A 26,728-nucleotide genomic window follows, 5' to 3' on the forward strand; every position below is an offset into this window, starting at 1 on the left:
ACACACCGATATCCGAAGCACCGACACCTGATCAGGGCGCTACCGAGAGCCTGAAGTCCGCTGTGCAGACGGGTGCCGATCAGCCCGCGGCCGAACCCGCCCTCGCCAAGGCCGCAGCGTCGGTCAGCCCATCACCGGACACGACGTCGCCCGCCGCAGATGGCTTGCCCGCCACACCATCCATGCCCGCCGCACCATCCATGCCCGCCGCACCATCCGCGCCAACTGCGCCCGCCGCACCATCCGCGCCCGCCGAGCCCGCCGAGCCCGCCGCACCATCCGCACCATCCGCACCATCCGCGCCCGCCGAGCCCGCCGAGCCCGCCGCACCATCCGCACCATCCGCGCCCGCCGAGCCCGCCGAGCCCGCCGCACCATCCGCACCATCCGCACCATCCATGCCCGCCGCACCATCCGCGCCAACTGCGCCCGCCGCACCATCCGCGCCCGCCGAGCCCGCCGAGCCCGCCGCACCATCCGCACCATCCGCACCATCCGCGCCCGCCGAGCCCGCCGCACCCGTCGAGCCCGCCGAGGATGGCTCGGTACCGTTGGCCACATTGCTTGCCGTGCGCCACGAGAACAGCCGGGTGCAGCCGGGTACCGCGGGCCGGCAGACCGCAGCGTGGCCGAGCATGTCGTCGCCGAGTTCCAAGCCGTCGGCGAGTTCCATGGCACTACCCGCAATGCCGCCTCCGCTACCGCCGGTGCCCAGGCGCTGGCAGTGCGTAGCCCGCCCGCCCGGCGTCCTTCCAGCCGCCGCCCTGGCCGGCATCGTCGGCGCCACGGTGATCCCGGTGGACCGTCCCGGCATCGGCTGGCTCATCGCCGGCACCGCCATCACCGGCGCGCTCTGTGCGGTGGACTACCGCGCACGTTCCCGCAGGGCATCCGCGGAGGACTCACCGGAATCCGCCCCGCCGGCCGGAACATCATCTACGACCACCCCGTCCACGACAGCGCCGACCGCGGCCGAGCGCACCGGTGCGAAACCTGCCGAACCACTGTCGCGTTCAGTACCGGACGATGTCGCGGCGCCGCACACCGACGAGGTCGCGGCGGTCTCCGGAGGTTCCGAGTCGGGCCGCGCGGTAGACACCGGCCTGGGCGACAAGGCCGCGCCTGCGAACGCCGCGACCAGCGACGGACACCCGCCCATCGGTCGATCGGCCGACCCGACGAGCGACCAGGCCGCGGTTCAGGTCGGCACGGCCGACATCGGCGTGAAGTCCGCGAGACCTGCTGCGAAGACTGCTGATTCGGCTGTGGCCGGCCGCAGCGAGGTTACCGCGAAGGCGCCCACCACCGACCGCGGAACGTCGTCGAATGAGGTTGCCGCCCAAGCCGTTTCGATCGGTGATCGGGTCTGGTGGGCGGCAGCGGCGATTGCGCTGCTGGGGGTGGGGACGGTCCGGGCGGCGGAGTGGTTGTTCGTTCTCTGCGTGATCGCGGCGTGTGTCGCCGGGTCGTTGGCGGTGTTGGGACGACGGAGTGTGCGGGGGATCGCGCACGACATGTTCGCGGTGCCGCTGGCTGCGTTCGGGGCGGCGCCGTGGGCGTTCTCGGGGTTGCGGGAGTCGCGGTCCGTTGGCACCTCGACGGTGCGTCGATACGGGGTTTCCGTAGCGGTGACGGCGGCGCTACTGGTGGTGTTCGTGCCGCTGCTCGGCGGAGCGGATGCGACCTTCGCGGGGCTGTTGAACGGGCTTGTTCCGACCGTGGACGGTCCGGCAGCATGGCAGTGGACCTTCTTGTTCGTAGCTGTCACGGTGGGCGTGCTCGGAGCGCTGTATCTGCTCGCGGGCCCGCCTGCGAGCGCGGCGGATTCGGTGCGGCCGCAACGGCTGTGGTCGCGCAGTGAGTGGATGCTGCCGGTCGGGGCGCTGACCGTGTTGTTCGCGGTGTTCGTCGGCGCTCAGTTCGTTGCCCTGTTCGGTGGCGACGACTACGTGCAGCGAACAGCGGGTCTGACCTACGCCGAGTACGCGCGCAGTGGCTTCTGGCAGCTGTCGGCGGTGAGCATCCTGACGCTGGCCGTCATCCTGGCGGTACTGCACTGGTCGGTGCAGGACACCGCCGCCGATCGCCGGTCGCTGCGCGTCCTGCTGAGCGCGGCGAGCGTGCTGGCGCTGGTCATCGCGTGCTCCGCACTCGGCCGGATGTGGACCTACCAGCAGGCCTACGGATTCACCGTGCTGCGTCTGCTGGTGACGACGTGTGAGCTCTGGGTCGGCCTCGTCTACGTCCTCGTGCTGGTCGCCATCGCGCGACTGCGCTGGAACTGGGTGCCGCGCGCCGCGATCGGCACCGCACTCGGCACGCTCATCGCCCTGGCGCTGCTCAACCCGGAACACCTTGTCGCCGAGCGTAATATCGACCGATGGCACACCAGCGGCCGCTTGGACACGGACTACCTGAGCGCCCTCTCCCCTGACATCCTCCCAGCTCTGAATGACCTGGATGATCAGTACCTCCGCACAGCAATCGAAGCCACCGTCCTCTACGACTTGGACGAGGACCACTGGTGGTCGTGGAACTGGTCCCGCAGCTCAGCGCGCTGACCGCGCGGCCGCGGTCACTTTCCACCACGGGCGACCGCGGCCCGCGACGTCACAACGGCTCACTCCAGGCCGACGATCCGCTGACCACACTTCTCGATACCGCCCTACTGGACGCGGTCGTCCATCACGACACCTACGACTATCCGGTGGACTGACAGTTCTCGATACCGCCACTGATCCACGAGCACGGTCGTCGATCGCGTCACATCCCACTATCCCTGTGGCGCAACGGTTCTGGAAAGCCCGCTGGCTCGGAGAACGCGGCGGCCGATCGCGGCACGAATGGAGTCCTCGGTGCCGATGATGCGGACGTGGGTCCGGGCCCTGGTGATGGCCGTGTAGAGGAGTTCCCTGGTGAGCAGCGTGGATTCGGGTTCGGGCAGCACGACCGAGACGGTGTCGTACTGGCTGCCCTGACTGCGGTGGATGGTCATGGCGAAAACCGTGACGACCGCCGGGAATTGCGTCGGGTGGACCAGGTAGGGCTCGCTGCCGCGCTGGATGGCCGCGCGCAAGGAGCCGTCGGGGCGGCGGATGATGACACCGGTGTCACCGTTGTAGATGCGGGCCTCGTGATCGTTGGCGGTGACCAGCAGGGGCTGGCCGGGGTACCAGACCGATTGCGGCCCTTCGGGTCCCGCGCCACCGGCCGCGGCCCAGTCGGCTGCCATCCGGTCCCAGCGTTCGACACCGAAGGGGCCCTGGCGGTGCGCGCAGAGCAAGCGGTGTGATTCCAGCGCGGTCAGTGCGCCGATCGCATCGCCCGCCTCGGCAGCGGCCGTGACGGCGAGGGCGCCGGTTGTCACGTCCGCCCGCACAGCGCGGATATCGTCGGAGGTGCACAGCGACACGTCGTCGCCGCCCGCCCGCAGAATAGCCAGCGCCGCATCGGCATCGCCCGCGCGGACCGCGACCGCCAGGTCGGCGATATGCCCGCCGAACCGCCTGCCCCTGGTCAACCGGACGATCCCACCCTGCAGCCGCCGCTGTTCGAGGGCCGTCAACGAGTGCGACTGCGCCGCTGCTGGATTCACCGGCAACCCAGCAGATATCTCGGACCCCACCCCCGGCGCCTCGGCCACGCCGGGAATCGAACCCATCGGATCCCGGCCGGGAATGTCGGCCACGCCGCCAGCCCCCGATACTCGGTCCGCACCGCGCTCGCCCGGCATCTCCCAGCCTGCTCCGTCGCCAGGAGCGGTTGACGGGCTCGTCCGCGATCCCCCGAGATCGAGGCCGAGCACCGCACGAAGCGCCGGGTTCGGCGCGCCGCTGACCGGCCCGGCGACGAGATCGGCCAGCACCGCACCCGCATCGACCGAGGCCAGCTGGTCGGGATCGCCGACGAGGACAAGGCGGGTATCGGGGCGCAGAGCGGAGAAGAGGTGGCTCATCATCGTCAGCGACACCATCGAGGTCTCGTCGACCACGACGACGTCGTAGGGCAGCCGGTTGTGTTCGTGGTGGCGGAATCGGGTGGTGCGGCCGCGTTGCCAGCCCAGCAGTCGGTGCAGGGTCGAGGCGGTGAGTTCGGGCAGGCCGAAGACGGGGGCTTGTTCGCGCACCGCTTCCTGCAGGCGGGCCGCTGCCTTGCCCGTGGGTGCGGCGAGGGCGATACGCAGGGGGGGCAACTTCGGCGAGGCGCTGCGGTGGGCGGTGAGCAGGGCCAGGATGCGGGCGATGGTGTGGGTTTTGCCGGTGCCCGGACCACCGGCGACGACGGTGGTCCAGTGGGTCGCGGCCAGTGCGGCGGCCAGTCGTTGCCGGTCGGGGCCGTCGCCGGGGAGCTCGGCGAAGAGCCGATCCAGCTGTGCGCGAACGAGTTCGGTATCGATCGCCGGGTGGTCGGCACTGCGTTCGGTGAGCACTCGCCGCAGGGTTTGTTCCTGCTGGTAGTACCGGTCGAGGTAGAGCAGCGCGCCACCCTCGGCGTCGGCTTCGACGATCCGCAACGGGCGCAGCGGACCGGACTGCCCACCGCAGATCAGCGGACTGCGACGTAGGGCGGTGAGTACCCGATCGGTATCCGGCCACGGCAGGGTCGCCGGGTCGATTCCCGTTGCGCCGTCACGCGTTTCGTCGGCGTCGATGCCGATCTCGCGCATCCGGGCCAGCTCGAGACACACCGATCCGGAGCGCACCGCGCGCACGGCCAGGGCCGCCGCGAACAGCACGTCCTCGCTGTCCTCGCGGCCCATCCGACCCAACCGCACCGCGACGTGCACGTCCGCCGCGGACAGCACGCCGGCTTCGTTGAACACCCGCAGCAGCCCGGTCCCCCGCTGTGCCACCTGAATAGACGTCATGATCGGTGCCTCCCAGTTGCCCGCACCACTCGCCGGGGCGTCGACACCCTTCTCATCGTTGCCCCGCGAGTAGGTCCGACAGCGCAACAACGAGTTCCGCGCAAGGATGCCAATCGAATACACCGTGCCCCGGTGGGGTCGCCGTGCCGATCATGCCCCGCACGAACAGGTATCTGGCACCGCCGAGATGGCGGGCGGGGTCGTAACCGGGCAGCCGCCAGCGCAGATAACGGTGCAGCGCAACGGCATACAGCAGCGCTTGCAGCGGATAGTGCGAGCGGATCATCTCCGCGACCATGTGGTCGCGACGATAGTGCTCGACGGTGAGGTCCCCGGTGCCGAGCCGGTTGGTCTTGTAGTCGACGATGAGATAGCGCAGCTCGCCCGTGTCATCGGGTACCCGCAAGACCGCGTCGATGCTGCCGGTGAGATAACCGCGCAGCACCGTATCGGGCAGTGCGGCAACATGATCGGCGTAGCCGACGAGATCGTCGTCGGCGGGCAGGTGGGTGCGCAGCAGTGTGGCGATTTCGTGCATCCCGGCCGAGCGAGCACCGGGCGTATCGCCACCACCGAGTGGCAGCTCGAATTCCAGTTCGTTGAGCCGGTCACGGGTCGCGATCGCGGCCAGCGAACCGAAATCGGCTGGGGTGCGCAGGACTTCGAGCAGCGCTGAGGACAGGACGTCGACATCGAGCTCGGCCATCGTGTGCTCGACCGCCTCGACGCACCGTTGGTGAACCTCGGCGGCGAGGTCGGGCACCGAGGTGTCGACCGTTTCGAGCACCCCGTGGACCAGTGTGCCGAACTCGGCGCCATAGGGCAGGTCGTTCATCAACGACGGGGCGGCCGTGCTGCCGGTCAGGGCGTCGACCGGCGCCTCGGTCGGCTCGTCGTCAGGACCTGGGCCGTCCTCGGGTTCGGAGTCAATCGTTCCCGGGGCGTCGTGCGCGCCCGCGGTGAGCGCCGAATACGATGTGCGCCGCCATTGCTGGTCGAGCGCGCGAGTGAACCCGGCGGCCGCCAGCTCACCGGTCGGCAGCTCGGTGCGCACCCGCCGGGGCGCCACGTCCTCGGGGCGATCGACCATGGTCACCGAGATCGCGTCCGAGGCGCCGGCAGCCCACTCGGAAATCCGTTGCGCCGCAGCGGTGTCAGCGGGAATCTCCGCCCGGCGCGGTACCTGCGCCGAACCGGGCCGTCTGCCCAGCATCATCCGGTGCAGCGGCGCGGCGCCGGTGGTCACCGCGGGCGCCCACCACGCGACGACCTGGCACATCGCCCGGGTCAGCGCCACATACAGCAGTCGCAGTTCCTCTCCCGATTCCTCGGCCTCACAGCGCAATTGACGCTCGCCGTAACCGGGTGCCTCCTTGCCGCCGATATCGAGGACCCTGGTGCCGTTGTCGTCGTGGAACAGCAGCGTCGCAGGATACGGATTCTTGGCGCTGTCCCAGGTGAAAGGCAGGTAGACGATGGGGAATTCGAGGCCCTTGCTGGCGTGCACGGTGGCGATCTGCACTGCCGCCGCGTCCCGATCGAGCCTGCGGCTGCGACCGCTGATACTGCCTGCCTCCGGGTCGCGAACACGGTCGGCGAGCCAGCGGGTGAGCGCGGTCAGGCCCAGGCCCTCGGCCACCGCAACCTCGTCGAGCAGCTGCGCGAGGTGGCGCAGGTCGGTGAGTTCGCGTTCGCCGTTGTCCACCGCGAGCAGGCGCGGCGCGAGGTCGGTTTCGGTGGCGAGCTTGTCGAACACGGCGGCGAATCCGGCGCGCGCGAACAATCGCGCGGCGTCGCGCAACTGGGTGGAGACCCGGCCGACGAGATCCGCACCGCCCGAGTCGATCTCGACGGCGGTCACGCCGAGGATCGGTGTGCACGCGGCCAGCCGCACCCGGTCACCGCGATGCGGTTGTTCCAGGGCACGCAATACCCACAGCCAATCGGTCGCGGCGACGGTCGCGAAGACGCTGGTGCCACCGGCCAGGACGGAGGCGACCCCGACCCGGTCCAACGCCGCACGCACCACATCGATCTGGGACCGGGTGCGCACCAGCACCGCGATATCGCCGGGCCCGATCGGTCTGCGTACCCGGCCGTCGCCCACTTCGCACAGCGATTGATCGCCGCCGCGTATGGGTTTGGCGTCGATGGCGGTGCCGGATTCGAGCAGGGTGACGATATCGGCGGCCAGGTCGTCGGCTACCTTGGCCCGCTGCCTGCCCACCGAAGGGAACCCCGACCGATTGCGCGGACCGGCCCCGGTTCGCGGCAGCACCCGAAGGCGCAGCGGGCTGATCGCGTCCGGTTCACCGTGCAGGCGGGTCGTCGGCCGTGTCGGCGTGACCGGGTACACGCTGATCTCGGGGTGACCCAATTCCGCACCGCCACACAGGTGGTCGATGGCGCGCAGCAGTCCGGCGTCGCTGCGCCAGTTGCGGGTGAGTTCGCTGCGTCGATCCGCCAGTGCCACGGCGTCGAGGTAGCTGAGCACTTCGGCGCCGCGAAAGGCGTAGATGGCTTGTTTCGGGTCGCCGACCAGCACCAGGGTGGCGTGCTGGTGGAAGGCCAGGCGCAGGATGTCCCACTGCAACGGATCGGTGTCCTGGAACTCGTCGACCAGCGCCACCCGGTACCGCTGCCTGATCCGGGCGCAGGCGCGCGGCCCGTGTTCGGGGTCGGCCAGCACATCGTGTAGCAGCACCAGCAGATCGTCGAAATCACGCAGTCCCGCACGGCGTTTGCGGCGTTCGGTCTCGGCGCGCACGGCGCTCGCGTAGGCGACGCGCTCCCCCGCCGCGCCGTCGGTGCGCGGCGCGAGGTCGGCGTGCCGATCGTGGACCGCCGCCAGCGCCAGGGTGTGCGCGTCGCGCAATGTGAAGGGGGCGCGGTCGCGGGCGTAGCGGGCCAGGTACAGGTCGTCGGCGACGGTGGCGACGAGGTCGTCCACCGATTCGACCAGCCGGGCACCCGGGTCGTGTTCACCGGCGAGACCGAGTTCGTCGAGCATCCGCTGACAGAACGAGTGGGTGGTAGCGATGGTGCCCGCGTCGAAATCGGCTAGGGCGGTGAGCAATCGGTGCCTGCGCAGACGCACGGTCGCGGGGTCGGTGTCGGCCATCGCCCGGACGAGTTCGTCCTGGTGGTGCCGTGCGGTATCGGGCTCGGCGAGCGCGGTCGCCACCGTGACGAAACGGTCTCTGGTGCGTTCGCGCAGTTCCTGGGTGGCGGCGCGGCTGAACGTGACGAGGAGCAACTCGGTAATCGCGATGCCCGCCTCGGCGACGTAGCGGACCGCGAGCCCGACGATGGCGTGCGTTTTGCCGGTGCCCGCGCTGGCCTCGAGCACGACGGTGCCCTGCGGCAGCGGCCCGGTGGCGTCGAAGGCGGTGGGCGCCGATACGGTCCCCGTCACGGCTGTTCCTGACTTTCGGCGACGAGTAGCGGCGCCCACCAGCGGCGCGCGAGCGCACCGAAGTGGGTGCTCTCCGGCTCGCCCGGTCGGCTGGGTTCGGTGGCGAGACCGGCGAATCGGGGTGCGCGGCCCCACACGTAGCGCAGGTAGCGGTCGGTGTGGTCGCCGAACTTGCCGGGGCCGTTGGGGCCGCCGTCGAAGGCGTGTTCGGCGGCGAGCAGGGCGTCGGCGACGCTGTCACCGCGGAACCGGCGCTCGGCGTAGGCCGCGGTGGCGGCGGGCGCGCAGGGCAGCGGTTCGCACAGTCCTTCCTCGCGCAACCGGACCAGATCACGCAGGATGGCCAGTGCGGCAGGCGCTTCGGGTGCCGTGATCACCGATCTGGCCACCGGTCTGCTGCGGAATTGACCTCGTCCCGTACTGATCGCCTGCCACGATCGGTCTTCGGTGGCGGCCAGGGCCAGCAGCGACACCCAGGACGCGAGCCGGTGTTTCGGTGCCAGACGCGAATAGGTGGTGCGCACCAGTGTCTCGCCGCGGACCTCCGGCACCGTGCCTGCGAGAGTACGGCCGTTACCGAGGTCGATGGCGATGTCGACGGCACGCGGCGGTGCCTGGTAGTCGGGTAGCGCGGTGCGGACGAGGGTGTCGACCGTGCCCTCCACTTCGTCGAGCACCTTGGCCCCGAAACTGAAGGGGGGCAACGTTCCCCGGCGCCATTCGGCGGCACGCAGGCCCGCCGGATCGGCTCCGGTGAGGCGCGCGGTCAGCATTCGTTCGCCGAGGTCCCACTTCGCCAGGCCGTCGAGTTCGATCGGGAGCTGATCGGCGATGTCCTCGGATTCTTCGGGCACCCGCAGGCCGAGTCGCTGCCACAGGAACGCGCGCACCGGGTGTTCGGCGAACGAGATCAGTTCCGCCAGTGCGACATCGGCGACGGGAGCGGGCGGCAGCGGCGCGGTGAGCAGCGGTGGGCGCGGTCGTGACGGGCGAGCGGCGGCGCGCGCACCGGCCAGGGCGACGATGTCGAAGCTGCGAGGATTCTCGGGGGCGAAGTTGCGGCGGTCGAAGGCTTGCAGCGGATGACGGATGTGGACGGCATCCATGGCTGCCGGTCCCACCTGGGTGGCGAGCACGTCGAGGAGTTCGGCCACCGGGACGGCGGGCGGGCGGGCGGCGCCGGTGACCGGGTCGGCACCGGTGTGCAGGACCAGCAGCGTGTCCCCAGCCGCCATGATGGCGTCCAGGAGAAGCTGGCGGTCTTCGCTGCGCGCATCGCGCTCGCCGACCAGCGGGTCGCGGGCCAGCAGGTCGTCGCCGTCGACGCTGCCGGGACGCGGGAAGACATCGTCGTCGAGGCCGAGCAGCACCACCACGCGGTGCGGTACCGACCGCATCGGAACGAGGGTGCACACGGTGAGTTCGCCGGTGCGGAAGTTCGCGCGGCCGGGGCCGCCTGCCAGGCGACTGGTCAGCAGAACCGCCACATCGGCCAGCCGCAGCCCGGTGGCACCCGCGTGTTCGGTGGCGGCGACGATCTCGCGGCGCGCTTCGGTACGGATCCACGAATGCGCGACGGGCACATCGGTGAGCAGTTCGACGGCCCGCAGCAGCACCGTGGTCCATTCGGCGGCGGGCCGGGGGCCGCGCAGGTCACGCAGGCAGACCGCGAGCCGGTCGATGAACTCGGCGAAGCGGCCCGCGAGGTCGACGTCATTGGAGTCGACATCGTCGAGTGGCAGCGCCAGATCGAGCCAGTCGTCGCCGGATTCGTCGGCGGTGACGCCGAGCAGGATGCGGTCCACCGCGGCATTGAGGGTGTTCTGCGCGAAATCGGCGAGGCCGAACGCCTCGCGCTGACGCTGCCCGATCCCCCACCGCGCGCCCGACTCGGCCGCCCACTCGCGCAGCCGTTCGATGTCGTCGTCGTCGAATCCGCAACGGCGGCGCACGGTTTCGCTCGCCGCCAGGTCGAGTACCTGCGTCACCGTGACGCGCCCGTCGGCCAGTTCGAGCAGCTCGATCACCACGGCCAGCATCGGGTTGGTCACCGCCCGCCCGCGATCGGCGAGCCGCACCCGCAGTTGATGCGCCGGGTGTTCACCCTCCACCGGCAGGTCGACGCCGGTGCCGCGCTGGCCGAACACGGCCCGCACCAGCGGCCCGAACGCCTCCACGTCGGGGCACATGATCAGCACGTCGCGCGGCTCGAGCGTCGGATCCGCCGCGAACGTGCGCAGCAGCAGATCCCGCAGTACCTCCACCTGCCGCGCCGGGCCGTGACACGCGTGGACCTCGACACTCCCGTCCGGCACCGCACCCGTTTCGGGGACGCTGTCCGCACGCACGGCCGCCTGGACGACACCGAGTAGCGAGTGCGTGGCGATCTCATCGGGTAGGTGAATATCGCTGTCCAGCACCGGATTCAGGCGCTGTCCCAGCTCCCGCACATCCCGGGCCAGCCCCGAGAGCAGGGGGTGGGAAACCAGGTCCGCGGTGTGGTCGCCGGCGCGCGGGCGAGCCGCCGCACCGACTTCGGCTACCCCGTCGGCGACCGCCCGAGCATCGCTGAGCGCGGCCCACATGGCCGGACTGGGGTGCGCCATCCAGAGGTGGACGTCGCGGTGCGCGGCGAGGGCGGTGATGACGGCCAGCTGGTCGGCGGGGAGTCGGGTCAGGCCGAAAACAGAGAGTCGCTCGGGCAGATCGACCGAGGCGGGATCGGCGCGCAGGCGGGCGCAGGCGGGCGCGAGTCGTTCGGCCGGGCTCGGGGCATCGACCGCTGTGCGCAGCGCGCGCCACAACCGCGGTTGCCACGCGAGATCGTCGGGTACCGGCCCGCCCGCGCCGTCGGTGTCCGCGCCCGCGGCCCAGTCGAGCAGCACCCGCGGACGTTGGGCGGCGTAGGAGTCGAACAGCGCGGCGAGGTGGGCGGCGGTGGCGTAGCGCCTGCCGACTCGGTGATCTGCCCCCGGCACACCGAGATGTCGCGCCAGAACCGCTGCCCAGGGCTGATCGACGACCTCGTCGATCACCCGCAGCAGCGTCCACACCAGTCGCTGACCGGCCCACGGATCGTCGGCGGGCGCGACCCCACTCGCACCGGCCAGCACCTGGGCCACCAGCGCCGCGGGCGCGGGAAAGGCGATATTCGCGGCTACCCCGTCACCGACCGGGCCACGACCGGCACCCGCCACACCGGATCCGGAATCCCCGACGCCGCCCCGGGCGCCCACCACACCGAGCACACCCGACAACCGTTGCGCCAACCAGCGCTCCACCCCTTTGGCCGCAACCGCGACCACGTCGGTCACGAAAGGATCGGCAGGAACTGCCCCCAGCAAACGCCCGAGTCCGTCGGCCAGCGCGTCGGCGCGTTCGGCGCGATGGAGGTGCAACGGCATCCGTTGTTTATACGCCCAGCGACCGACCCGCAATCGCGCGGCCCCGCCACCACCACTGGACCGGGCTAGTGAAATACGCCACACCGCAACGCGTCCCGGCCACGCCTGCGGCACCCTCGACGCCGACCGTGGGATCGTTGCCGTTCGGGTGGGACAGTACGGCCGCGGGCGAAAGGCTGGTTTCGTTTCATGATCGCGCAGGTGTTTCCCCTGGTTCCCGGTGGCGGCTTCATCGTCCGCCGAGTGGGCGCGCGCTGGGAGCTGATCAATTCCCGGCGCTACGGACCTGATCAGGTACTGCATTCGTGGCCGCTGGACCGGCACGGCGAAGCGTTCGAGCACTGCCATCGCCTCAACGGCTGCACCATCGCCACACCGCACGCCGCGCATCATTGACCGGCAATTCCCGTGCGCCGCAACAGCGCTGTCGCCCGGGGGCCGGATTTGCGGTGAAGTTGTGCGCTCGAGCGTTCGGTGTGCGAGTGTGGTCCCTCGTGCGTGACCGTTCTCCTTCCACCCGTGTCGTTTCCCGGGTCGCAGCAACTGCCTGCCTGTTCGCCGCCGCCGCCGTCCTCACTCCGGGCGTCCTTGTCCTCGCTCCGGCCCATGCCGCGCCGCCGGCGTTGACCCAGGTGTCGGTGCAGGGATTCGACGCCGACATGAGCGCCCGGATAGCGCGCGCCGACGCCTACCTCGCCGGCCGCCCCGGTGCCGTCGGCTACGTGCTGCGTGACCGCAAGACCGGCGGCATCTACGCCAGCGAACACGCCGAGAACCAGGTCTGGACCGCGTCCACGATCAAGCTGGCCATCGCCGCCGACCTGCTCAACCGGGCCCGCGTCGGCGCCATCGGCCTGTCCCCCGACGACCGCTTCAACATCGAGGCGATGCTGGCCACCTCCAACGACCACGCCACCGACGTGCTGTGGAACAAGTACATCGGCTTCGACCGGATGGCCTACAACAACGCGTTCCGTGCCTACGGCATGGTCAGCCTGATCCCGCAGCCGACCACCACCGCGCTGTTCCCGGACTGGTCGTTCCAGAAGTGCACGGCCGCCGACCTGGACCGGCTGATGAACACCATCCTCGACACCATGCACCCCGACGATCTCGCCTACCTGCTCGACCGGATGCGCTCGGTCGACTCCAACCAGCACTGGGGCGTGTGGGGCGCGGGTGCGTCGATGCGGCCCGGCCTGAAGAACGGCTGGTCGGCAGAAACCGACGGCTGGGTGGTCAACTCGGTCGGCGTCGCGGGCCCCGGCGAGCGGTACACGCTGTCGATCATGAACGCGCTCGGCGGAGCAGGCGGCTACACCGACGGCGCCGAGACCGACACCAGGGTGGCCGAGGTTCTTCTCGCAGGTCGCTGATTCGGCGCATCCCGTATTGTCGATCTCGTCGTCCGATGAGACAACGCGTCTACACACCGCGATCGGGTTCTTGTTGCGACGTCACAACCGGAGCCGACTACGGTTAACCCTGTCACCACCACCGCGGGGTCCGCCCCAGTCTGTCGAGGAGCGCGACGATGAGCACTGAGTCTGTCGGGAAGCGGCACCACGTTGTGGTGATCGGTTCCGGGTTCGGCGGTTTGTTCGGTACCCGGCATCTGCGCAAAGCCGATGTCGACGTCACACTCATCTCCAAAACGTCGACCCACCTGTTCCAGCCGCTGCTCTACCAGGTGGCCACCGGCATCCTCTCGACCGGCGAGATCGCCCCGGCCACCCGGCTGGTGCTGCGCAAGCAGAAGAACGCGCAGGTGCTGCTCGGCGACGTCATCGACGTGGACCTGACGAACAAGAAGGTCACCTCGCGACTACTCAACCGCGAGACCGTGACCGGCTACGACAGCCTGATCGTCGCCACCGGTGCCCAGCAGTCGTACTTCGGCAACGATCACTTCGCCACTTACGCGCCCGGCATGAAGACCATCGACGACGCGCTCGAGCTGCGCGCGCGCATTCTCGGCTCGTTCGAACAGGCGGAGCTGGCGACCACCCAGGAAGAGCGCGACCGGCTGATGACGTTCATCGTCGTCGGCGCGGGCCCGACCGGGGTGGAGTTGGCCGGGCAGATCGCCGAACTCGCCGACCGCACCCTCGACGGCACCTTCCGCACCATCGATCCCCGCGACGCGCGCGTCATCCTGCTCGAAGGCGCGGGCGCGGTGCTCGGCCCGATGGGGCCCAAGCTGGGTGCCAAGGCGGCCAAGCGGCTCGAGAAGATGGGCGTGGAGATCCAGCTCAACGCCATGGTGACCGATGTCGACGCGCACGGCGTGATCGTCAAGGACGCCGACGGCACCACCCGCCGGATCGAGGCCGTCTGCAAGGTGTGGTCGGCGGGCGTGCAGGCCAGCCCGCTGGGCAAGATGATCGCCGAACGCTCCGACGGCACCGAGGTGGATCGGGCGGGGCGCGTCATCGTGGAGCCCGACCTCACCGTCAAGGGTCATCCGAGCGTATTCGTGGTCGGCGACCTCATGTCGGTGCCCGGCGTGCCGGGGCAGGCGCAGGGTGCCATCCAGGGTTCGACCTACGCGGCCAAGGCCATCAAGGCCGGGCTCAAGGGTCAGACCCCTGAAGAGCGTGCGCCGTTCAAGTACTTCAACAAGGGCTCGATGGCCACGATCTCGCGGTTCGACGCGGTCTGTCAGATCGGCAAGCTCGAGTTCAGCGGATTCCTGGCCTGGCTCGCCTGGCTGGCACTGCACCTGTACTACCTGGTCGGTTACCGCAGCCGGATCGTCACCGTGATCGGCTGGTTCGTGTCGTTCCTAGGCCGCAACCGCGGTCAGATGGCGGCGACCGAGCAGTGGATCTTCGCGCGGCTCGCGATCGAGGAGGTCAACGCCGATCAGGCGGAGGCCAACGAACTCGCGGCCGACGTGGGCGCGCCGCCGCCTGCCACCGCCGAACCACTCACCGCGCAACAGCGCAAGATCGGCTGACCCAGCTCAACGAAGGCCGGGTGGTTCTGTCGAACCATCCGGCCTTCGTCGTTCCAGTTACCTTTCCGCATACCGCTATTGCGGGTTGCCGACGTTTCGGACCCATCCGAGTCGAGCACCGGTGCGAATGTCGGAGGTCATATGTGTGACCAATCCCCAGGATGAAAGGTGATCTATGGCGACGGGGAAACACAGGGCGCCGAACTTGCAGCGACAGAAGGTAGGTTCGGTCGTCGCAGCCGGAGCGGTACCCCTGGTCATGGCCCTGATCGGCACGGGCACCGCGAATGCCGATCCCGCGCAGGCGGCGGTGACCCAGCCCGAACATCAGGCCGGACAGGAGTTCGACGCGGTGGCGCCCAACGCCACCCCTTACGTGGGCAAGCCGATGCCCGCGAACACCCGCAGCTCGCTGCAGTGGTCGCGGACGGGGCCGGAAATGGATTACCTGTCTCCGGTGGGTCCGCTGCACGCGCCGACCGCGGTCGCGCCGGTGCCGCCGATCATGCCCCCGCCGGGGCAGTTCCGCTTCGGTGACCAGCAGGTTCCGGTGCCGGACTTCGTGCCGTTCGATACCTCGATCCAGATCAACGACGCTGCGGCCACGACCGAGGCCAACCTGGCGACGTTCCTCGACTCGGTCGGGCTCGAGCGCAGCCGCTCGGACCGGATCGCGTCCGAGACCCTCGGTTCGGCGGCACGGGGCGCGGCGGTCGGTTCCACCGTGGCGATCCCGTTCGCGATGATGGCAAGCACGGGCGGTGCGGTGGCCGGGCTCATCGCCGGTATCCCGTTCGTGCCGATCGGGTTGGTCGCGGGCCCGATCCTGGGCGGCATGGCCGCGTACATGGCCGTGTCGATCCCCGTCACGGTCGTCGGTGCCGGCATCGGAGCGGCAGTGGGTGCGGCGAGCGGTTTCCTCGCGCCGCCGCGTGGGATGGTCCCCGAGGCCACCGATTCCGACGCCGAGCTCGTCAGCGCTTGATCGAATTCCCAGTGGTGGGAGTCGGGTTTTCTGCCCGGCTCCCACCGCCGTTTTCATCCGCTATGGGTTGGCGATCGCGAGCGCGCGGAGTCGGCTACTCGTGCGGGTGGTAAGCGATCCACCCGCGGCCAGCGGGAGCCGAACCTCGTCCATACTCCCCGACCAGGCCGGACGGTCATCCGGGTAGACCAGTTCGCCCTCGAGCGCGCGCGGTGCGGTGAGCCGGTCGTCGGTCGACGAACCCGCGCCGAGTTGGAGCCGGTGCCGCAGCAACGGCACCTCACCGATATCGGCCAGCAGATCACCGCGCCACCCGCCGCCGTCCTCGCCACTGCGGCCCAGTTGCACCCGCTCACGCAGCCGCAGGCGCGCATCGGGTGCCAGCCCCACCGTGGTCACCGTGTGATGGTGTGCGCCACCGGCCACGATCGTCGGTTCCGGATCGAAGTCGAGTTCGGCGTCCTCGCCGACCTCGAAACGCCAGTGCGCGTTCGACATCGCGGTGTCCGCGCCCGGTAGGGCGATCGTCGCCGCCACCGACCGGACCACCAGCCGCGCGCCGGGGCGCACGATGATGGTGATGTCGAGTTCGTCGCCGCCGAGCGGGGTGGCCGCGGTGCCGATCAGGTGCACGGTGTCGATGCCGGTGTGCCGCCCGGCCAGGCCGCCGACCGCGTCGATGCGGGGCAGTCTGCCCGGTGCGGCGACGATGCTCAGTTCAGTGCGCAACGCCGGTCGCCGCGTCCTGTTCGGCGGCGACCCGCAGTTGTTCGCGCACCCAGGCCAGGACCGGGGTGGCGGCCGGGTCGTCGGTCAAAGAGACCAGTGCGGTGGGACGGCCGTCGCGGACCTTGGCGGCGTCGCGCTCCATCACGCCCAGGTCGGCACCGACCAGCGGGGCGAGGTCGGTCTTGTTCACCACGAGCAGGTCGGAGAACGTGACGCCGGGGCCACCCTTCCGCGGCACCTTGTCGCCACCGGCCACGTCGACGACGAAGATCTGCACGTCGATCAGGCCGGAAGAGAAAGTGGCCGTGAGGTTGTCGCCGCCGGATTCCACCAGGATCAGGTCCAGCGGCGGGTTGGCCGCGACGAGGTCGTCGATGGCGTCGAGGTTGGCGGTGATGTCGTCGCGGATGGCGGTGTGCGGGCAGCCACCGGTCTGCACGGCGGTGATCCGCTCGTCGGGCAGCACGGCGTGGCGGCGCAGGAAGTCGGCGTCCTCGGTGGTGTAGATGTCGTTGGTCAGCACCGCGAGGGACAGCTCATCGCGCAGTTGCCTGCACAGGGCAGCGACCAGCGCGGTCTTACCCGAGCCGACCGGGCCGCCGATGCCGATGCGCAGCGCATCACCGGCGGCGCGGTCGCGCTTGGGCCGGTCGTGGCGGTGGTCGTGCGGTTCGCCATCGATCAGATGGGGAGGCATGGGGGCTCCTTCTTCTCGGGTTCAGGGGTCAGGACGCGAACAACGGCATGTCGCGGTGGAGGTGACGTTCGGCGAGCGCGTCCTGCAGTGGATCGGACAATGCGGCGAGCCCGGTAGCGGCCTCGCCGGCGATCCGGTCGCACAGCGGCGCCAGGCGCATGGTGCTCGCGGCGATGGCGGCGGGGTCGAGGGCGAGCAGGCGTTGCGCGGCGGTGGCGGCGCCGGTGAGCGTCGTGTAGACGACGACGCCCGCCAGCTGTTCGGTGCTCGCGCCACAGGCGGCACCGACCATGCCGAACACCGTGGACAGGTGTGGACGGGTACCGGCCGCGGCCCAGTCATGGTGCGGCCACAGCTGTTTGGCCAGGCGGAGCAGACCACGCCCCTGCGCGCGGGAAGCGGCCCGCGCGGCAGGCGATGGCGTCCGGGCGTCGGCTTCGAGTTCGGCGCGTTCGGGAGTCAGCGTCCCGCCACAGACCGCGGCCGACAGCGAGGCATTGACCAGTCCCGAGGTCGCGACGCGGCGCCGTAGGTACAACTCCACACTCGCGTTGTCGCGCAGCAACCCCGACGACACAGCTTCCTCGACGCCACCGGAGTGTACGTGTCCACCGATGGGCAGGCGCGAATCGGCCAGGGCGAGCAATGTCGCCAGGCCCGTCGCACCGTCGTTACGCATCCGACGATCCTAAGCAACCGACCTGGGCGTCCGCCGGGTAAGGCTGACCATCAACCCACACAGTGGCAGCGATCGCCCCACCCGGTGGTCGTCACCGACCCCGTCACCGACCCCGTCACCGACCCCGACCCCAACCCCGACTCCGGCTCCGGCTCCGGCTCCGGCTCCGGCTCCGGCGAGCGTCGAGCGTCGAGACCTGTTCGAGCGGCGTGCGATGCCGCAGGGTGTCGTCTCAGCGGGTGGTGCGGGCCGAGCGCCAGGCCAGCGCCGCCATCGCGATCAGCAGCAGGGCGCCGCCCGCGGTCGCGAGGTGCATTCCGCTGACGAAGGATTCGCGGGCCGCGCGGATCAGCCCCTCGTCACCGGACGACTGCAGGAGGGTGTCGCCCAGGGTCTCGCCGAAGTCGCCGCCGGAGCGGAACACCAGCGCGGCCACCGAACCGAGCAGGGCAAGACCCAGCGCATTGCCGAGTTCGAAACTCGTTTCCGAGATCCCGACCGCCGAACCCGCCCGCTCGGCGGGCACCGCCGACACCGCGACATCCGACACCAGCGTGAACGAGAAGCCGTACCCGATACCGGCGATCACCGAGCCCGCCACATACCAACCAAGGCCGCCGTCGACACCGACGCCCAGCAGCATCAGGTTGCCGATCGCCGACAGCATCAGCGCGAGTGTGAACGTCGCCCGCACGCCGAGCCGCAGCCCGAGGCGCGCGCCGCTCATCGAGCACACGAACACCGCGATCGCCATCGGAATGCCGAGCAGCGCGGCGGCCAGCGGGTCATGTCCGGTGACCGACTGCAGGTAGATGCTGGTCAGGTAGCTCATCGCGGCGAGCGACATCATGCCGGCCATGCTCGCCCCGATCGCCACCCGGAACAACGGCCGCGTGAACAACGACAGGTCGAGCAGCGGTTGCGCGAGATGACGCTGCCTGCGCACGAACAGCACGAGCAGCCCGACGCCGATCACCGCGATCACCAGCGATACCGCGTCCAGGCCTTCGGCGGCGATGTGTTTGATCCCGTAGATCAACGGCAGGATGCCGCCGATCGACAGCGCGACGCTGGGCAGATCGATCGGCCCCAGCGCGACCGAACGGTGTTCGGGCAGCAGGATCGGCCCGAAGATCAGCAGAATCGCCAGCACCGGAATGTTGATCAGGAACACCGAGCCCCACCAGAAGTGGTGCAGCAGCACACCGCCGATGATCGGCCCGATCGCCGAACCACCGGCGAAGAACGCGGTCCAGATGCCGATCGCGGTGGCCCGTTCCCGTGCGTTGGGGAACAGGGTGGAGATCAGCGCCAAGCTCGACGGGAGCAGCGTCGCACCGCCGATGCCCATCAATACGCGGGCTGCGATGAGGATCGGCGCGGTGGGCGCGAACGCGGCGAGCACCGACGCGATGCCGAAGATGGCGGCGCCGACGAGCAGGATGTTGCGTCGGCCGATCCGGTCGCCGAGGTTGCCCATCGTGATGAGCAGACCCGCCAGCATGAACCCGTAGATGTCGAGGATCCAGAGTTGTTGTGACGCGGTGGGATCCAGGTCGGCCGTGAGGGTCGGCATGGCAAGGAAGAGGACCGAGATGTCCATCGACACCAGCAGCACCGGCAGCAGCAGCACGCCCAATCCGAGCCATGCGCGGCGGCCACCGGCGACCGCGGTGGGCACCGCCGGGTCCAGCTTCGTCATTTCCGATATCCTTCCACAATGTGCGTACACCGTACGCGGGATCTGGGTACAGTGTACGCATGAAGGTTGCATTACGAAAGCGAGTCATGGGATGACTGAGGCGAAGCTCACCCGCACCGCGATCGTCGACGCCGCGATCACCCTCGCCGACGCCGACGGACTCGACGCGGTATCGATGCGCCGCATCGCCGACCGCCTCGATGTGGGCACCATGTCGCTGTATCGGCACGTGGCGAACAAGGACGAACTCATCGCGGCCATGACCGACGAGATCGCCGCCCGCCACCCCTACCCCGATCCGGTCGGCCGAGGGTGGACGTGGCGCGACCGGGTGCGCATCGCCGCGGAGATCGATTGGCAGCTCTACCAGCAGCATCCCTGGGTGCTGCTCACCTTCGCGGTCCCCCGCTACAGCTTCGGCCCGCAGGGCCTGACGAGCCTGGCCTGGCTGGTCGAGGGCCTGCGCGAACTCGACGTGTCGACCCGCGAGGCCACCACGATGGGGTTCTCGGTCTGGAACTACATCTCCGGCGCCAGCCTGCCGGTGGTCGGCGGCGCGCTACTGGCCGAGAAGCGCACCGCCACCGACGACACCAATGGCCTGCGCGATCTCCTCGAGGGCACACCCTCCTTCCCCGTGCCGCCCGCGCTGGCCGACCTCGAAGGCGCGGGGGTGAGCGACCTGACCTCCGAGGACCTGCTGTTCCTCGGCCTCGAAGCCCTCTGCGACGGTTTCGCCGCGCGCGCTGCCCGCCGAGCTTGACCTCGAGCAGCGCCGCCGCCACGGGCCTGTTCCGCCCCGCACTCACCGAGGCCACAACCACCCACCACGCCCTCGAAATCCCGCGCCACCACAGGCACCCCCTAGCCGCTTCAAGATCATCAGGCGCTGGCGGTGGTGATCCGGCCGGAATTTCCACCACCAGGACCTAGTGATCAATCGACCAGATCACTGACCGTCTGGCGAGTCGCCGAATGTCGGACGACACGGCGGTCCTCGGTGGTGAAGACTGGACCTATGACCGACGCGCAGCCGTCCGCCGATCGTCGCCTCGCCGCGCAGGCACTGGCCGCGAACGATCCGACCGGATGGTTCGAACCGCTCTATGCCGAGGCCGCGGCGGGGACCTCGGTGGTTCCGTGGGATCGAGACGTTCCCAATCCCCTGCTGGTGGACTGGCTCCGCGCCGTCTCCCTACCGCAGGGGATGCGGGGCCTGGTGATCGGCTGCGGTTACGGTACCGACGCCGAATTCGTTGCCTCCCAAGGCATCCGAACCACGGCCTTCGATGTCTCGCCTACCGCGATCCGCGGCGCGCGGGCCCGCTTCCCGCAGTCCCCCGTCACCTACAAGGTCGCCGACCTGCTCAACCCGCCACCGTCCTGGCGCCATGCCTTCGATCTGGTGATCGAGTCGATCACCGTCCAATCGCTGCCCCTGGATGTCCGCGCCCCTGCCATCACCAGCATCCGAGACCTCCTGGCGCCCGGCGCGACCCTGCTCGTCATCGCCGACATCAGCAAGACCCCCGCCACCACCGGCCCACCATGGCCCCTCACCCGCGGCGACATCGACTCGTTCACCGCCCCCGACCTGACCCAGGTCCGTGTGGAATCCATCCCTCGCCACGACGCCTCGGGCCTGAACCGCTGGCGGGCCGAATTCCACCGCCTGTCACCCGCCGCCGACTGACTGCTGATGCCAGGCAGGGATGGTCCAGTAGGTCGCAGCACGCAGGACCCATTCCACCGGCCCATACGGGTGGCGACTCAGCCACCGGGCGCTGAGCCCGAGTTGGGCGGCGAAGGTGATCAGGCCGATCGCGATCACGACGCCGAGCGACGCATCGTCGGCGAAGGCGAAACCGTAGCCGGTGTAGACGACCATCAGCACGATCGATTGCCCGATGTAGTTCGAGGCCGCCATCTTGCCCGCGGGCGCGAACACGCCGCAGTAACGACCCGTCCGTACCGACCGCGCCGCCAGCACCACAGCGGCGAGGTAAGCGAAGGTCATCAGCGGATTCACCAGCGTCTGGATCCCGACCAGACAGGGCGGCGATGTCCACCACCCCATCGTCGCCGCGAAACCGAGCGCTGAAACGGGCAGTCCCGTACACAGTCCCACTACGAGAGCTCGTAAAGCCCAGGTACGCGCCATGTTCGACTGCTCGAGCAGGTTCAGTCTGCCCGCGGACATGCCGAGCAGGAACATGGCCAGGCTCGGCATCGCCCCGGCGGACCACACCAGTAACAGTGCGGTGGGCGCGACGGCGAGCTGGGCGGAAAAGGTTTCGGCGGCAGTGCCGGTATAGGCGGCCCCCACCTCTGGCATCCGAAGTCCGTCGCCGGGTGTCAGGCCGGGCACGACGCCGACCGCCCCGATCAGCAACAGCGTCACACCAGCGAGGGCGGCCGTCCGCGGACCGAGCGCGCGAACCGCGATCAGGATCAGGCCGAGGGCGGCATACAAGGTGAGAATGTCACCGTCCCAGAGGAAGAAGACGTGCGCGAGACCGATGACCATCAGCGCGGCGCAGCGCCGCAGTGACCGTGCCGCCGGCGAGGCACCGGCCCGTTTCGCGGCCCTCACCTGCAGCGTGAACGCATAACCGAACAGGAACGCGAACATCGGATAGAACCGCGCGGACAACAGCGCGTCCACTGTCGCGAGGACCAGGTGATCGCCGCTCGAATTCGCACGGTCCGGCGCCCATTGGCTGACGGCGGCGACCGCATTGCAGATCAGGATCGGAAGCAGCGCGAACCCGCGCAGGGTGTCGAGCTCGGTGATCCGGTGGACGGGTTTCGTTGCGGGCGGATCCGAGACGTCGAGCACGCGACAACGGTAGAGCGCCGAATCGGCACCTTATGCGCCGGGCGGAGCGTGCCGTTCGGGCCGATGCCGCCACGGCGGGAGCGTCAGGTAGGTCGCGGCGCGCAGCGACCACTCCACCGGGCCGTAGCGGTGACCGCGCAACCACCACGCGCTGAGCCAGAGCTGGGCGGCGAAGGTGAGTAGGGCGATCGCGATAACGGCGAGTGGTTCGATGGTGTCGGCGAGGGCGAGGCCGTAGCCGGTGTAGACGAGCATCAGGACGATCGACTGACCGATGTAGTTGGTGGCGGCCATGCGCCCGGCCGGGGCGAGCAGGGCCGTGCAGCGGCCAAGCCCTGCGGACTGTGCTGCCAGCAGGATCGCGGCGACATAGGCGAACGTCATCGCCGGATTCACCAGGAATTGGAGGCCGTGGATCGCGGCGGGGGCGTCCCACCAGGTCATCGACTCGGCGAAGGTCATCGCCGAGATCGGCAAGCCGAGGCCGAAGCCGAGCGTGAGTGCGCGAAAGGACCAGCGGCGCAACGTCTCCGGGTCCGCAAACAGGTTTCGTTTGCCCGCCGCCATGCCGATCAGGAACATCGCCAGACTCGGTACGCCCTGACTGAACCAGATCAGCAGCAGGAAGGCCGGCGCGAGGGCGGTCTGCGCGGCGAACGTCGACGCGAAGTCCGCGGTGTAGTCGGCCGATATCGCGGGCAGGTCGACGAATTCACCGAACGCGAGAACACCGGTAGGGCCCGGCAGAAAGGTCCACGCCGACCATGTCACGTACAGCACTACCCCGACGATCACCGCGGTCCGCGGCCGCAACTTGCGCAGCGCGATCAACGTCAGGCACAGGAACGCGTACAGCGTGAGGATGTCCCCGATCCACAACAGGTAGACGTGCACGAGCCCGATCACCATCAGCGCGGCACACCGCCGGAGCAACCGCCGCACCGGCGAAGCCCCCGCACGCTGGGCCGCCGCGATCTGTAGCGTGAACGAATAGCCGAACAGGAACGCGAACAGCAGATAGAACCGCCCGGCGAACAGTGCGTCGACGGTGGCGCGCACCAGCAGATCGACGGTGCCACCGAAGCGCAGTACCGGATGCTCGCGAGTGCCTACCGCCGACCACAGCGTGGTCGCCACGACCACGTTGGTGATCAGAATCCCGAACAGGGCGAACCCACGCAGGATATCGAGCTCGGCGAGACGCGATCCGGATCGCACTGCGGGCGAGCGTGTTCCGAGTGCGTCTGCCATGCACCGAGCGTACGCACGCGGATCGGTCACATTCGTCCACCGTGCGAGCGATTTCACGCCGTACCGGAGAGCGACTCGCGGTCAGCCCTGCGGCGTATTGACAGCCGCGTCCCTCCATGCGACGGGCTCCCGACCACCTGAGCGACCCACGACCGCCACGGTGCCACAATGGAGCACGATCACGCTCGGCAGGGACTCGCAACCACCACGGAGGCGGACATGCAGGCAGTTGTCATCGACGAATTCGGCGAACCGAAGGACGTGCTCACCGCACAGCAGGTGCGTGCCCCCGAGCCCGGGGCGGGTGAGGTGCGGATCGCGATGGCGCTGTCGCCGATCCACAACCACGATCTGGCGATCATCCGCGGCGTGTACGGCTACCGGCCCCCGCTGCCCGCGATCCCCGGTACCGAGGCCGCCGGTGTCGTCGACGCGGTCGGGCCCGGAGTCGACACACTCCAGGTCGGGCAGCGGGTGGCGATCGCCGGCGTGCGTGGGGCGTGGGCGGATTCCTTCGTCGCCCGCGCCGCGCAAGCGGTACCGATGCCGGATTCGGTGTCCGACGAGACCGCCTGCCAACTGCTCGCCATGCCGCTGAGCGCCCTCATGCTGCTCGATGATCTGCAGGTGACATCGGGTCAGTGGATCGTGGTGAATGCCGCCAACGGCGCGGTCGGTCGCCTGCTCAACTTGTTCGCGAAGGAACGCGGCGTGCGGGTGCTGAGCCTGGTGCGCGGCCCGTCCTCGGTGCAGGCGCTGGAACAGCTCGGCTACGGTCCGGTGCTCGATACCGAATCGGTGGGCTGGCTCGCCACGGGAGCCGACATCACCGGTGGCGAACCGATCGTGCGCGCCGTCGACCAGGTCAGCGGCCCCGCCGCGGGCGACCTGATGGCGCTGCTCGCCCCGCGCGGTGAACTGATCTCCTTTGGTGCGCTGTCGGGCAAGCCGCTGATCATCGACACCGGCGCCGTCATCTTCAAACAGGCTGTGGTGAAGGGGTTCTGGGGCCAGCAGCGCAGTTCCGACATCGATCGCGCCGATTACGTGCGGCTGATCACCGAACTCGTCACCCTCGCCGCCAACGGCACGCTTCGCCTCGACGTACAGACCGATTTCCCGCTCGATCGGGCCGCCGAGGCCGCCGTGGTCTCCGAAACTCCCGGCCGCAACGGCAAAGTGGTCCTGCACGCCGGAACTCGCTGAACTCTCGGCCGGGCGGCGTGACACCGCCGCTCGCCTCGCCCGGCCGACTTTTTCCAGACCCCCAACAGCAGGCGAAATTTCCGCGATCGGCTGTTCACGCGTGCGCCTGCGGGCAGGATTGGCCGCATGAGGAGGTGGCCACTCACCTGTTCGGTCCCTCCTTCCGTGCTTCCGACACCGGAAAGGTGGTTGTCCGCGAGTGGTCGCGGCGCCTGACCGTGGTCGACCGTGTCGGTCTGCGCGACGCCGTCCACGGCGGCACCGAACGTGGCGCTGTCGATGACGAGCTTCCGGCGATCACCGTCCCCACCCAGATCATTGTCGGCGCCGCTACCCCGCTCCCGCATGCCCGCCACCTCGCCTCGCTCATCCCCCACGCGCAGCTGCGTGCGGCCATTCGAGTTCCCTCGAACAACCACAGGCCGTCACCGAACTGCTCCACAGTTTCCTGATCTCGGTCGAGTCGACTACATCGACGACGGAGCCGCGCACCCCTGAATCGTGAATTCGCGCTCGCCCCAGGGTGTTCCGCGCACCGTCTGCGCACGATCGATGCGCATCCCGCCCGGCGCGGGTACCGTCGATTCGATGGCCGACCTCACCGCTCCCGCCCATGTCGAGTCCATCGGCGCCGACTTCTTCGACGATCCGCACGCGCACTATCGCCGGTGGCGCGCCGCGGGTCCCGTCCATCGGGTTCGCTTCCCCGACGACGTCATCCGCTGGGTGGTCGTCGGCTATCCCGAAGCCAAGATCGCGCTCGCCGACCCGCGATTCCGTAAGGACGTCGTCCAGCTCGACGCGATCCTGCACGGCAAGCGCGACACCACCGCGACGGACCCGAATATCGTCACGCTCCTGAGCCATATGCTCGGCACCGACCCGCCCGCGCACACTCGGCTGCGCAAGCTCGTGAACAAGGCTTTCACCAGCCGCCAGGTCGCGGTGCTGCGACCACGCATCGAACAGATCACCGAGTCATTGCTGGACGCGATGCGTGAGCGCGACGAGGTCGATCTGATGAGCGAGTTCGCCAATCCCCTTCCGGTGACGGTGATCTGCGAGCTGCTCGGCGTCCCGTTCGAAGATCGCGAGGACTTCCAAGCCTGGACCAAGGCGTTGGTCACCGTGGTGGGTGAGGGTGAGGGCGACGAGCGTCCTGCCGCGTCGGCCGCGATGGTCGGGTACCTCGTGAAACTGGTGCGCGCCAAGCAGTCCGAGCCCGCCGAGGATCTGCTGTCGCAGCTGGTCCTCGCCGATGACGCAGGCGATCGGCTCACCGATCAGGAACTGGTCTCGATGGCGTTCCTGCTGCTGGTGGCAGGCCACGAGACCACGGTGAACCTCATCGGCAACGGCGTCCTCGCCCTGCTCCGCAACCCCGAACAGCGGCAGGCCCTGCGCGCCGACCCGACCGGTGTGCCCGCCGCCGTCGAGGAATTCCTGCGCTTCGACGGTCCCGTCGACATGGCCACCGCCCGCTTCACCGCGGAGCCGATCACCCTGGGCGGCACCGAGATTCCCGAAGGCGAGATCGTCTACGTCGCCCTCGCGGCAGCCAACCGCGACCCGGCCCGCTTCCCCGGCCCCGACGCCCTGGCCACCGACACCCCCACCACGGGCCACCTCGCCTTCGGCCACGGCATCCATTTCTGTGTAGGCGCTCCCCTGGCCTGCGTAGAAGCCGAAATAGCCTTCACCGCACTCCTGCACCGCTTCCCCGACCTGACCCTGTCGCCCACCGCCGACCTCCACTGGCAGACCAGCACCCTCATCCGGGGCCTACTCGAACTACCCGTCCGCCTGCGCTGAAGCACTGTCGGCACATCCGCGTTTCACATGGGCGCTGACCTACACCGAAGGTAGGTCAGCGCTGCGACGCTGAACTTTGACTCGACGTGAAGGTCAACAGCGTGAGGCGGCCATCACCTGCGTATCGGCGAACTCTCAACGCCGCCGAGCAATTCGCTCCGCGGCAACTCGGCGGTTGTCGTC

At 69.4% G+C, this 26,728-nt stretch carries 21 protein-coding genes; 11 read left to right on the forward strand and 10 right to left on the reverse strand.

What is annotated here, in order from left to right:
- Positions 1-79 precede the first annotated feature (79 nt).
- A complete protein-coding gene (locus ACTWPB_RS24025; RefSeq protein WP_446222804.1) occupies positions 80-673 on the reverse strand; it encodes a hypothetical protein in 594 nt (197 codons plus the stop codon).
- Between ACTWPB_RS24025 and ACTWPB_RS24030 the strand changes: the two genes are divergently transcribed.
- Entirely contained in the window at positions 672-2,561 is a 1,890-nt protein-coding gene (locus ACTWPB_RS24030) for a DUF4153 domain-containing protein (RefSeq protein WP_446222805.1), read from the forward strand. The genes ACTWPB_RS24025 and ACTWPB_RS24030 overlap by 2 nt on opposite strands.
- A complete protein-coding gene (locus ACTWPB_RS24035; protein ID WP_446222806.1) occupies positions 2,525-2,716 on the forward strand; it encodes a hypothetical protein in 192 nt (63 codons plus the stop codon). The genes ACTWPB_RS24030 and ACTWPB_RS24035 overlap by 37 nt, the downstream gene beginning before the upstream one ends.
- Before the next feature lie 57 nt (positions 2,717-2,773).
- Here ACTWPB_RS24035 and ACTWPB_RS24040 read toward each other — a convergent pair whose 3' ends face one another.
- The 3 genes from ACTWPB_RS24040 to recC are packed head-to-tail and all read right to left on the reverse strand — an operon-like array spanning position 2,774 to position 11,686.
- The gene (locus ACTWPB_RS24040) at positions 2,774-4,867 is read right to left on the reverse strand and encodes an AAA family ATPase (RefSeq protein WP_446222807.1); all 2,094 of its coding nucleotides are present in this window, start codon (positions 4,865-4,867) and stop codon (positions 2,774-2,776) included.
- A 52-nt stretch (positions 4,868-4,919) separates the two neighbouring features.
- A complete protein-coding gene (locus tag ACTWPB_RS24045; RefSeq protein ID WP_446222808.1) occupies positions 4,920-8,282 on the reverse strand; it encodes a UvrD-helicase domain-containing protein in 3,363 nt (1,120 codons plus the stop codon).
- A complete protein-coding gene (gene recC, locus ACTWPB_RS24050; RefSeq protein ID WP_446222809.1) occupies positions 8,279-11,686 on the reverse strand; it encodes an exodeoxyribonuclease V subunit gamma in 3,408 nt (1,135 codons plus the stop codon). The genes ACTWPB_RS24045 and recC overlap by 4 nt, the downstream gene beginning before the upstream one ends.
- Before the next feature lie 189 nt (positions 11,687-11,875).
- Between recC and ACTWPB_RS24055 the strand changes: the two genes are divergently transcribed.
- From ACTWPB_RS24055 to ACTWPB_RS24070, 4 genes are all read left to right on the forward strand, one after another.
- On the forward strand, positions 11,876-12,082 hold the full coding sequence (locus ACTWPB_RS24055) for a hypothetical protein (protein WP_378627280.1): 207 nt from the start codon (positions 11,876-11,878) through the stop codon (positions 12,080-12,082).
- Positions 12,083-12,168: 86 nt separating this feature from the next.
- Complete coding sequence (locus tag ACTWPB_RS24060; protein ID WP_446226462.1) at positions 12,169-13,062, forward strand: tat pathway signal sequence; 894 nt, start codon at positions 12,169-12,171, stop codon at positions 13,060-13,062.
- A gap of 158 nt (positions 13,063-13,220) precedes the next feature.
- Positions 13,221-14,645: an NAD(P)/FAD-dependent oxidoreductase gene (locus tag ACTWPB_RS24065; RefSeq protein WP_446222810.1), complete on the forward strand. Its 1,425-nt coding sequence runs from the start codon at positions 13,221-13,223 to the stop codon at positions 14,643-14,645.
- Between the two features lie 205 nt (positions 14,646-14,850).
- Complete coding sequence (locus ACTWPB_RS24070; protein WP_446222811.1) at positions 14,851-15,630, forward strand: hypothetical protein; 780 nt, start codon at positions 14,851-14,853, stop codon at positions 15,628-15,630.
- A gap of 60 nt (positions 15,631-15,690) precedes the next feature.
- Here ACTWPB_RS24070 and ACTWPB_RS24075 read toward each other — a convergent pair whose 3' ends face one another.
- The 4 genes from ACTWPB_RS24075 to ACTWPB_RS24090 all read right to left on the reverse strand — a co-directional run bounded on the left by ACTWPB_RS24075 (position 15,691) and on the right by ACTWPB_RS24090 (position 19,437).
- Positions 15,691-16,359: an urease accessory protein UreD gene (locus ACTWPB_RS24075; protein ID WP_446222812.1), complete on the reverse strand. Its 669-nt coding sequence runs from the start codon at positions 16,357-16,359 to the stop codon at positions 15,691-15,693.
- Positions 16,349-17,056 carry an urease accessory protein UreG gene (gene ureG / locus ACTWPB_RS24080; protein ID WP_446222813.1) on the reverse strand — a complete coding sequence of 236 codons (708 nt, stop codon included), beginning with the start codon at positions 17,054-17,056 and terminating at the stop codon, positions 16,349-16,351. Before ureG ends, ACTWPB_RS24075 begins: the two co-directional genes overlap by 11 nt.
- 28 nt (positions 17,057-17,084) lie before the next feature.
- On the reverse strand, positions 17,085-17,735 hold the full coding sequence (locus tag ACTWPB_RS24085) for an urease accessory protein UreF (RefSeq protein WP_446222814.1): 651 nt from the start codon (positions 17,733-17,735) through the stop codon (positions 17,085-17,087).
- Positions 17,736-17,967: 232 nt separating this feature from the next.
- Positions 17,968-19,437 carry an MFS transporter gene (locus ACTWPB_RS24090; RefSeq protein WP_446222815.1) on the reverse strand — a complete coding sequence of 490 codons (1,470 nt, stop codon included), beginning with the start codon at positions 19,435-19,437 and terminating at the stop codon, positions 17,968-17,970.
- Positions 19,438-19,528: 91 nt separating this feature from the next.
- Between ACTWPB_RS24090 and ACTWPB_RS24095 the strand changes: the two genes are divergently transcribed.
- Together ACTWPB_RS24095 and ACTWPB_RS24100 are read left to right on the forward strand one after the other, a co-directional pair.
- A complete protein-coding gene (locus ACTWPB_RS24095) occupies positions 19,529-20,200 on the forward strand; it encodes a TetR/AcrR family transcriptional regulator (protein ID WP_446222816.1) in 672 nt (223 codons plus the stop codon).
- A gap of 255 nt (positions 20,201-20,455) precedes the next feature.
- Positions 20,456-21,130 carry a class I SAM-dependent methyltransferase gene (locus ACTWPB_RS24100; protein WP_446222817.1) on the forward strand — a complete coding sequence of 225 codons (675 nt, stop codon included), beginning with the start codon at positions 20,456-20,458 and terminating at the stop codon, positions 21,128-21,130.
- On the opposite strand, the gene ACTWPB_RS24105 is transcribed toward ACTWPB_RS24100, so the two are convergent.
- Both ACTWPB_RS24105 and ACTWPB_RS24110 read right to left on the reverse strand, forming a co-directional pair.
- Entirely contained in the window at positions 21,113-22,276 is a 1,164-nt protein-coding gene (locus tag ACTWPB_RS24105) for a DUF418 domain-containing protein (protein ID WP_446222818.1), read from the reverse strand. The genes ACTWPB_RS24100 and ACTWPB_RS24105 overlap by 18 nt on opposite strands.
- Positions 22,277-22,306: 30 nt before the next feature.
- A complete protein-coding gene (locus tag ACTWPB_RS24110) occupies positions 22,307-23,527 on the reverse strand; it encodes a DUF418 domain-containing protein (protein WP_446222819.1) in 1,221 nt (406 codons plus the stop codon).
- A gap of 219 nt (positions 23,528-23,746) precedes the next feature.
- Here ACTWPB_RS24110 and ACTWPB_RS24115 point away from each other — a divergent pair, with 219 nt between their 5' ends.
- From ACTWPB_RS24115 to ACTWPB_RS24125, 3 genes are all read left to right on the forward strand, one after another.
- Positions 23,747-24,733 (forward strand): zinc-binding dehydrogenase, encoded by a 987-nt coding sequence (locus ACTWPB_RS24115; protein ID WP_446222820.1) that lies wholly within the window; start codon positions 23,747-23,749, stop codon positions 24,731-24,733.
- Positions 24,734-24,867: 134 nt separating this feature from the next.
- A complete protein-coding gene (locus ACTWPB_RS24120; RefSeq protein WP_446222821.1) occupies positions 24,868-25,185 on the forward strand; it encodes an alpha/beta fold hydrolase in 318 nt (105 codons plus the stop codon).
- 136 nt (positions 25,186-25,321) lie between these two features.
- Positions 25,322-26,545: a cytochrome P450 family protein gene (locus ACTWPB_RS24125; RefSeq protein WP_446222822.1), complete on the forward strand. Its 1,224-nt coding sequence runs from the start codon at positions 25,322-25,324 to the stop codon at positions 26,543-26,545.
- The last annotated feature ends 183 nt before the right edge of the window (positions 26,546-26,728 follow it).

It is taken from the genome of Nocardia sp. IBHARD005 (assembly GCF_052814245.1).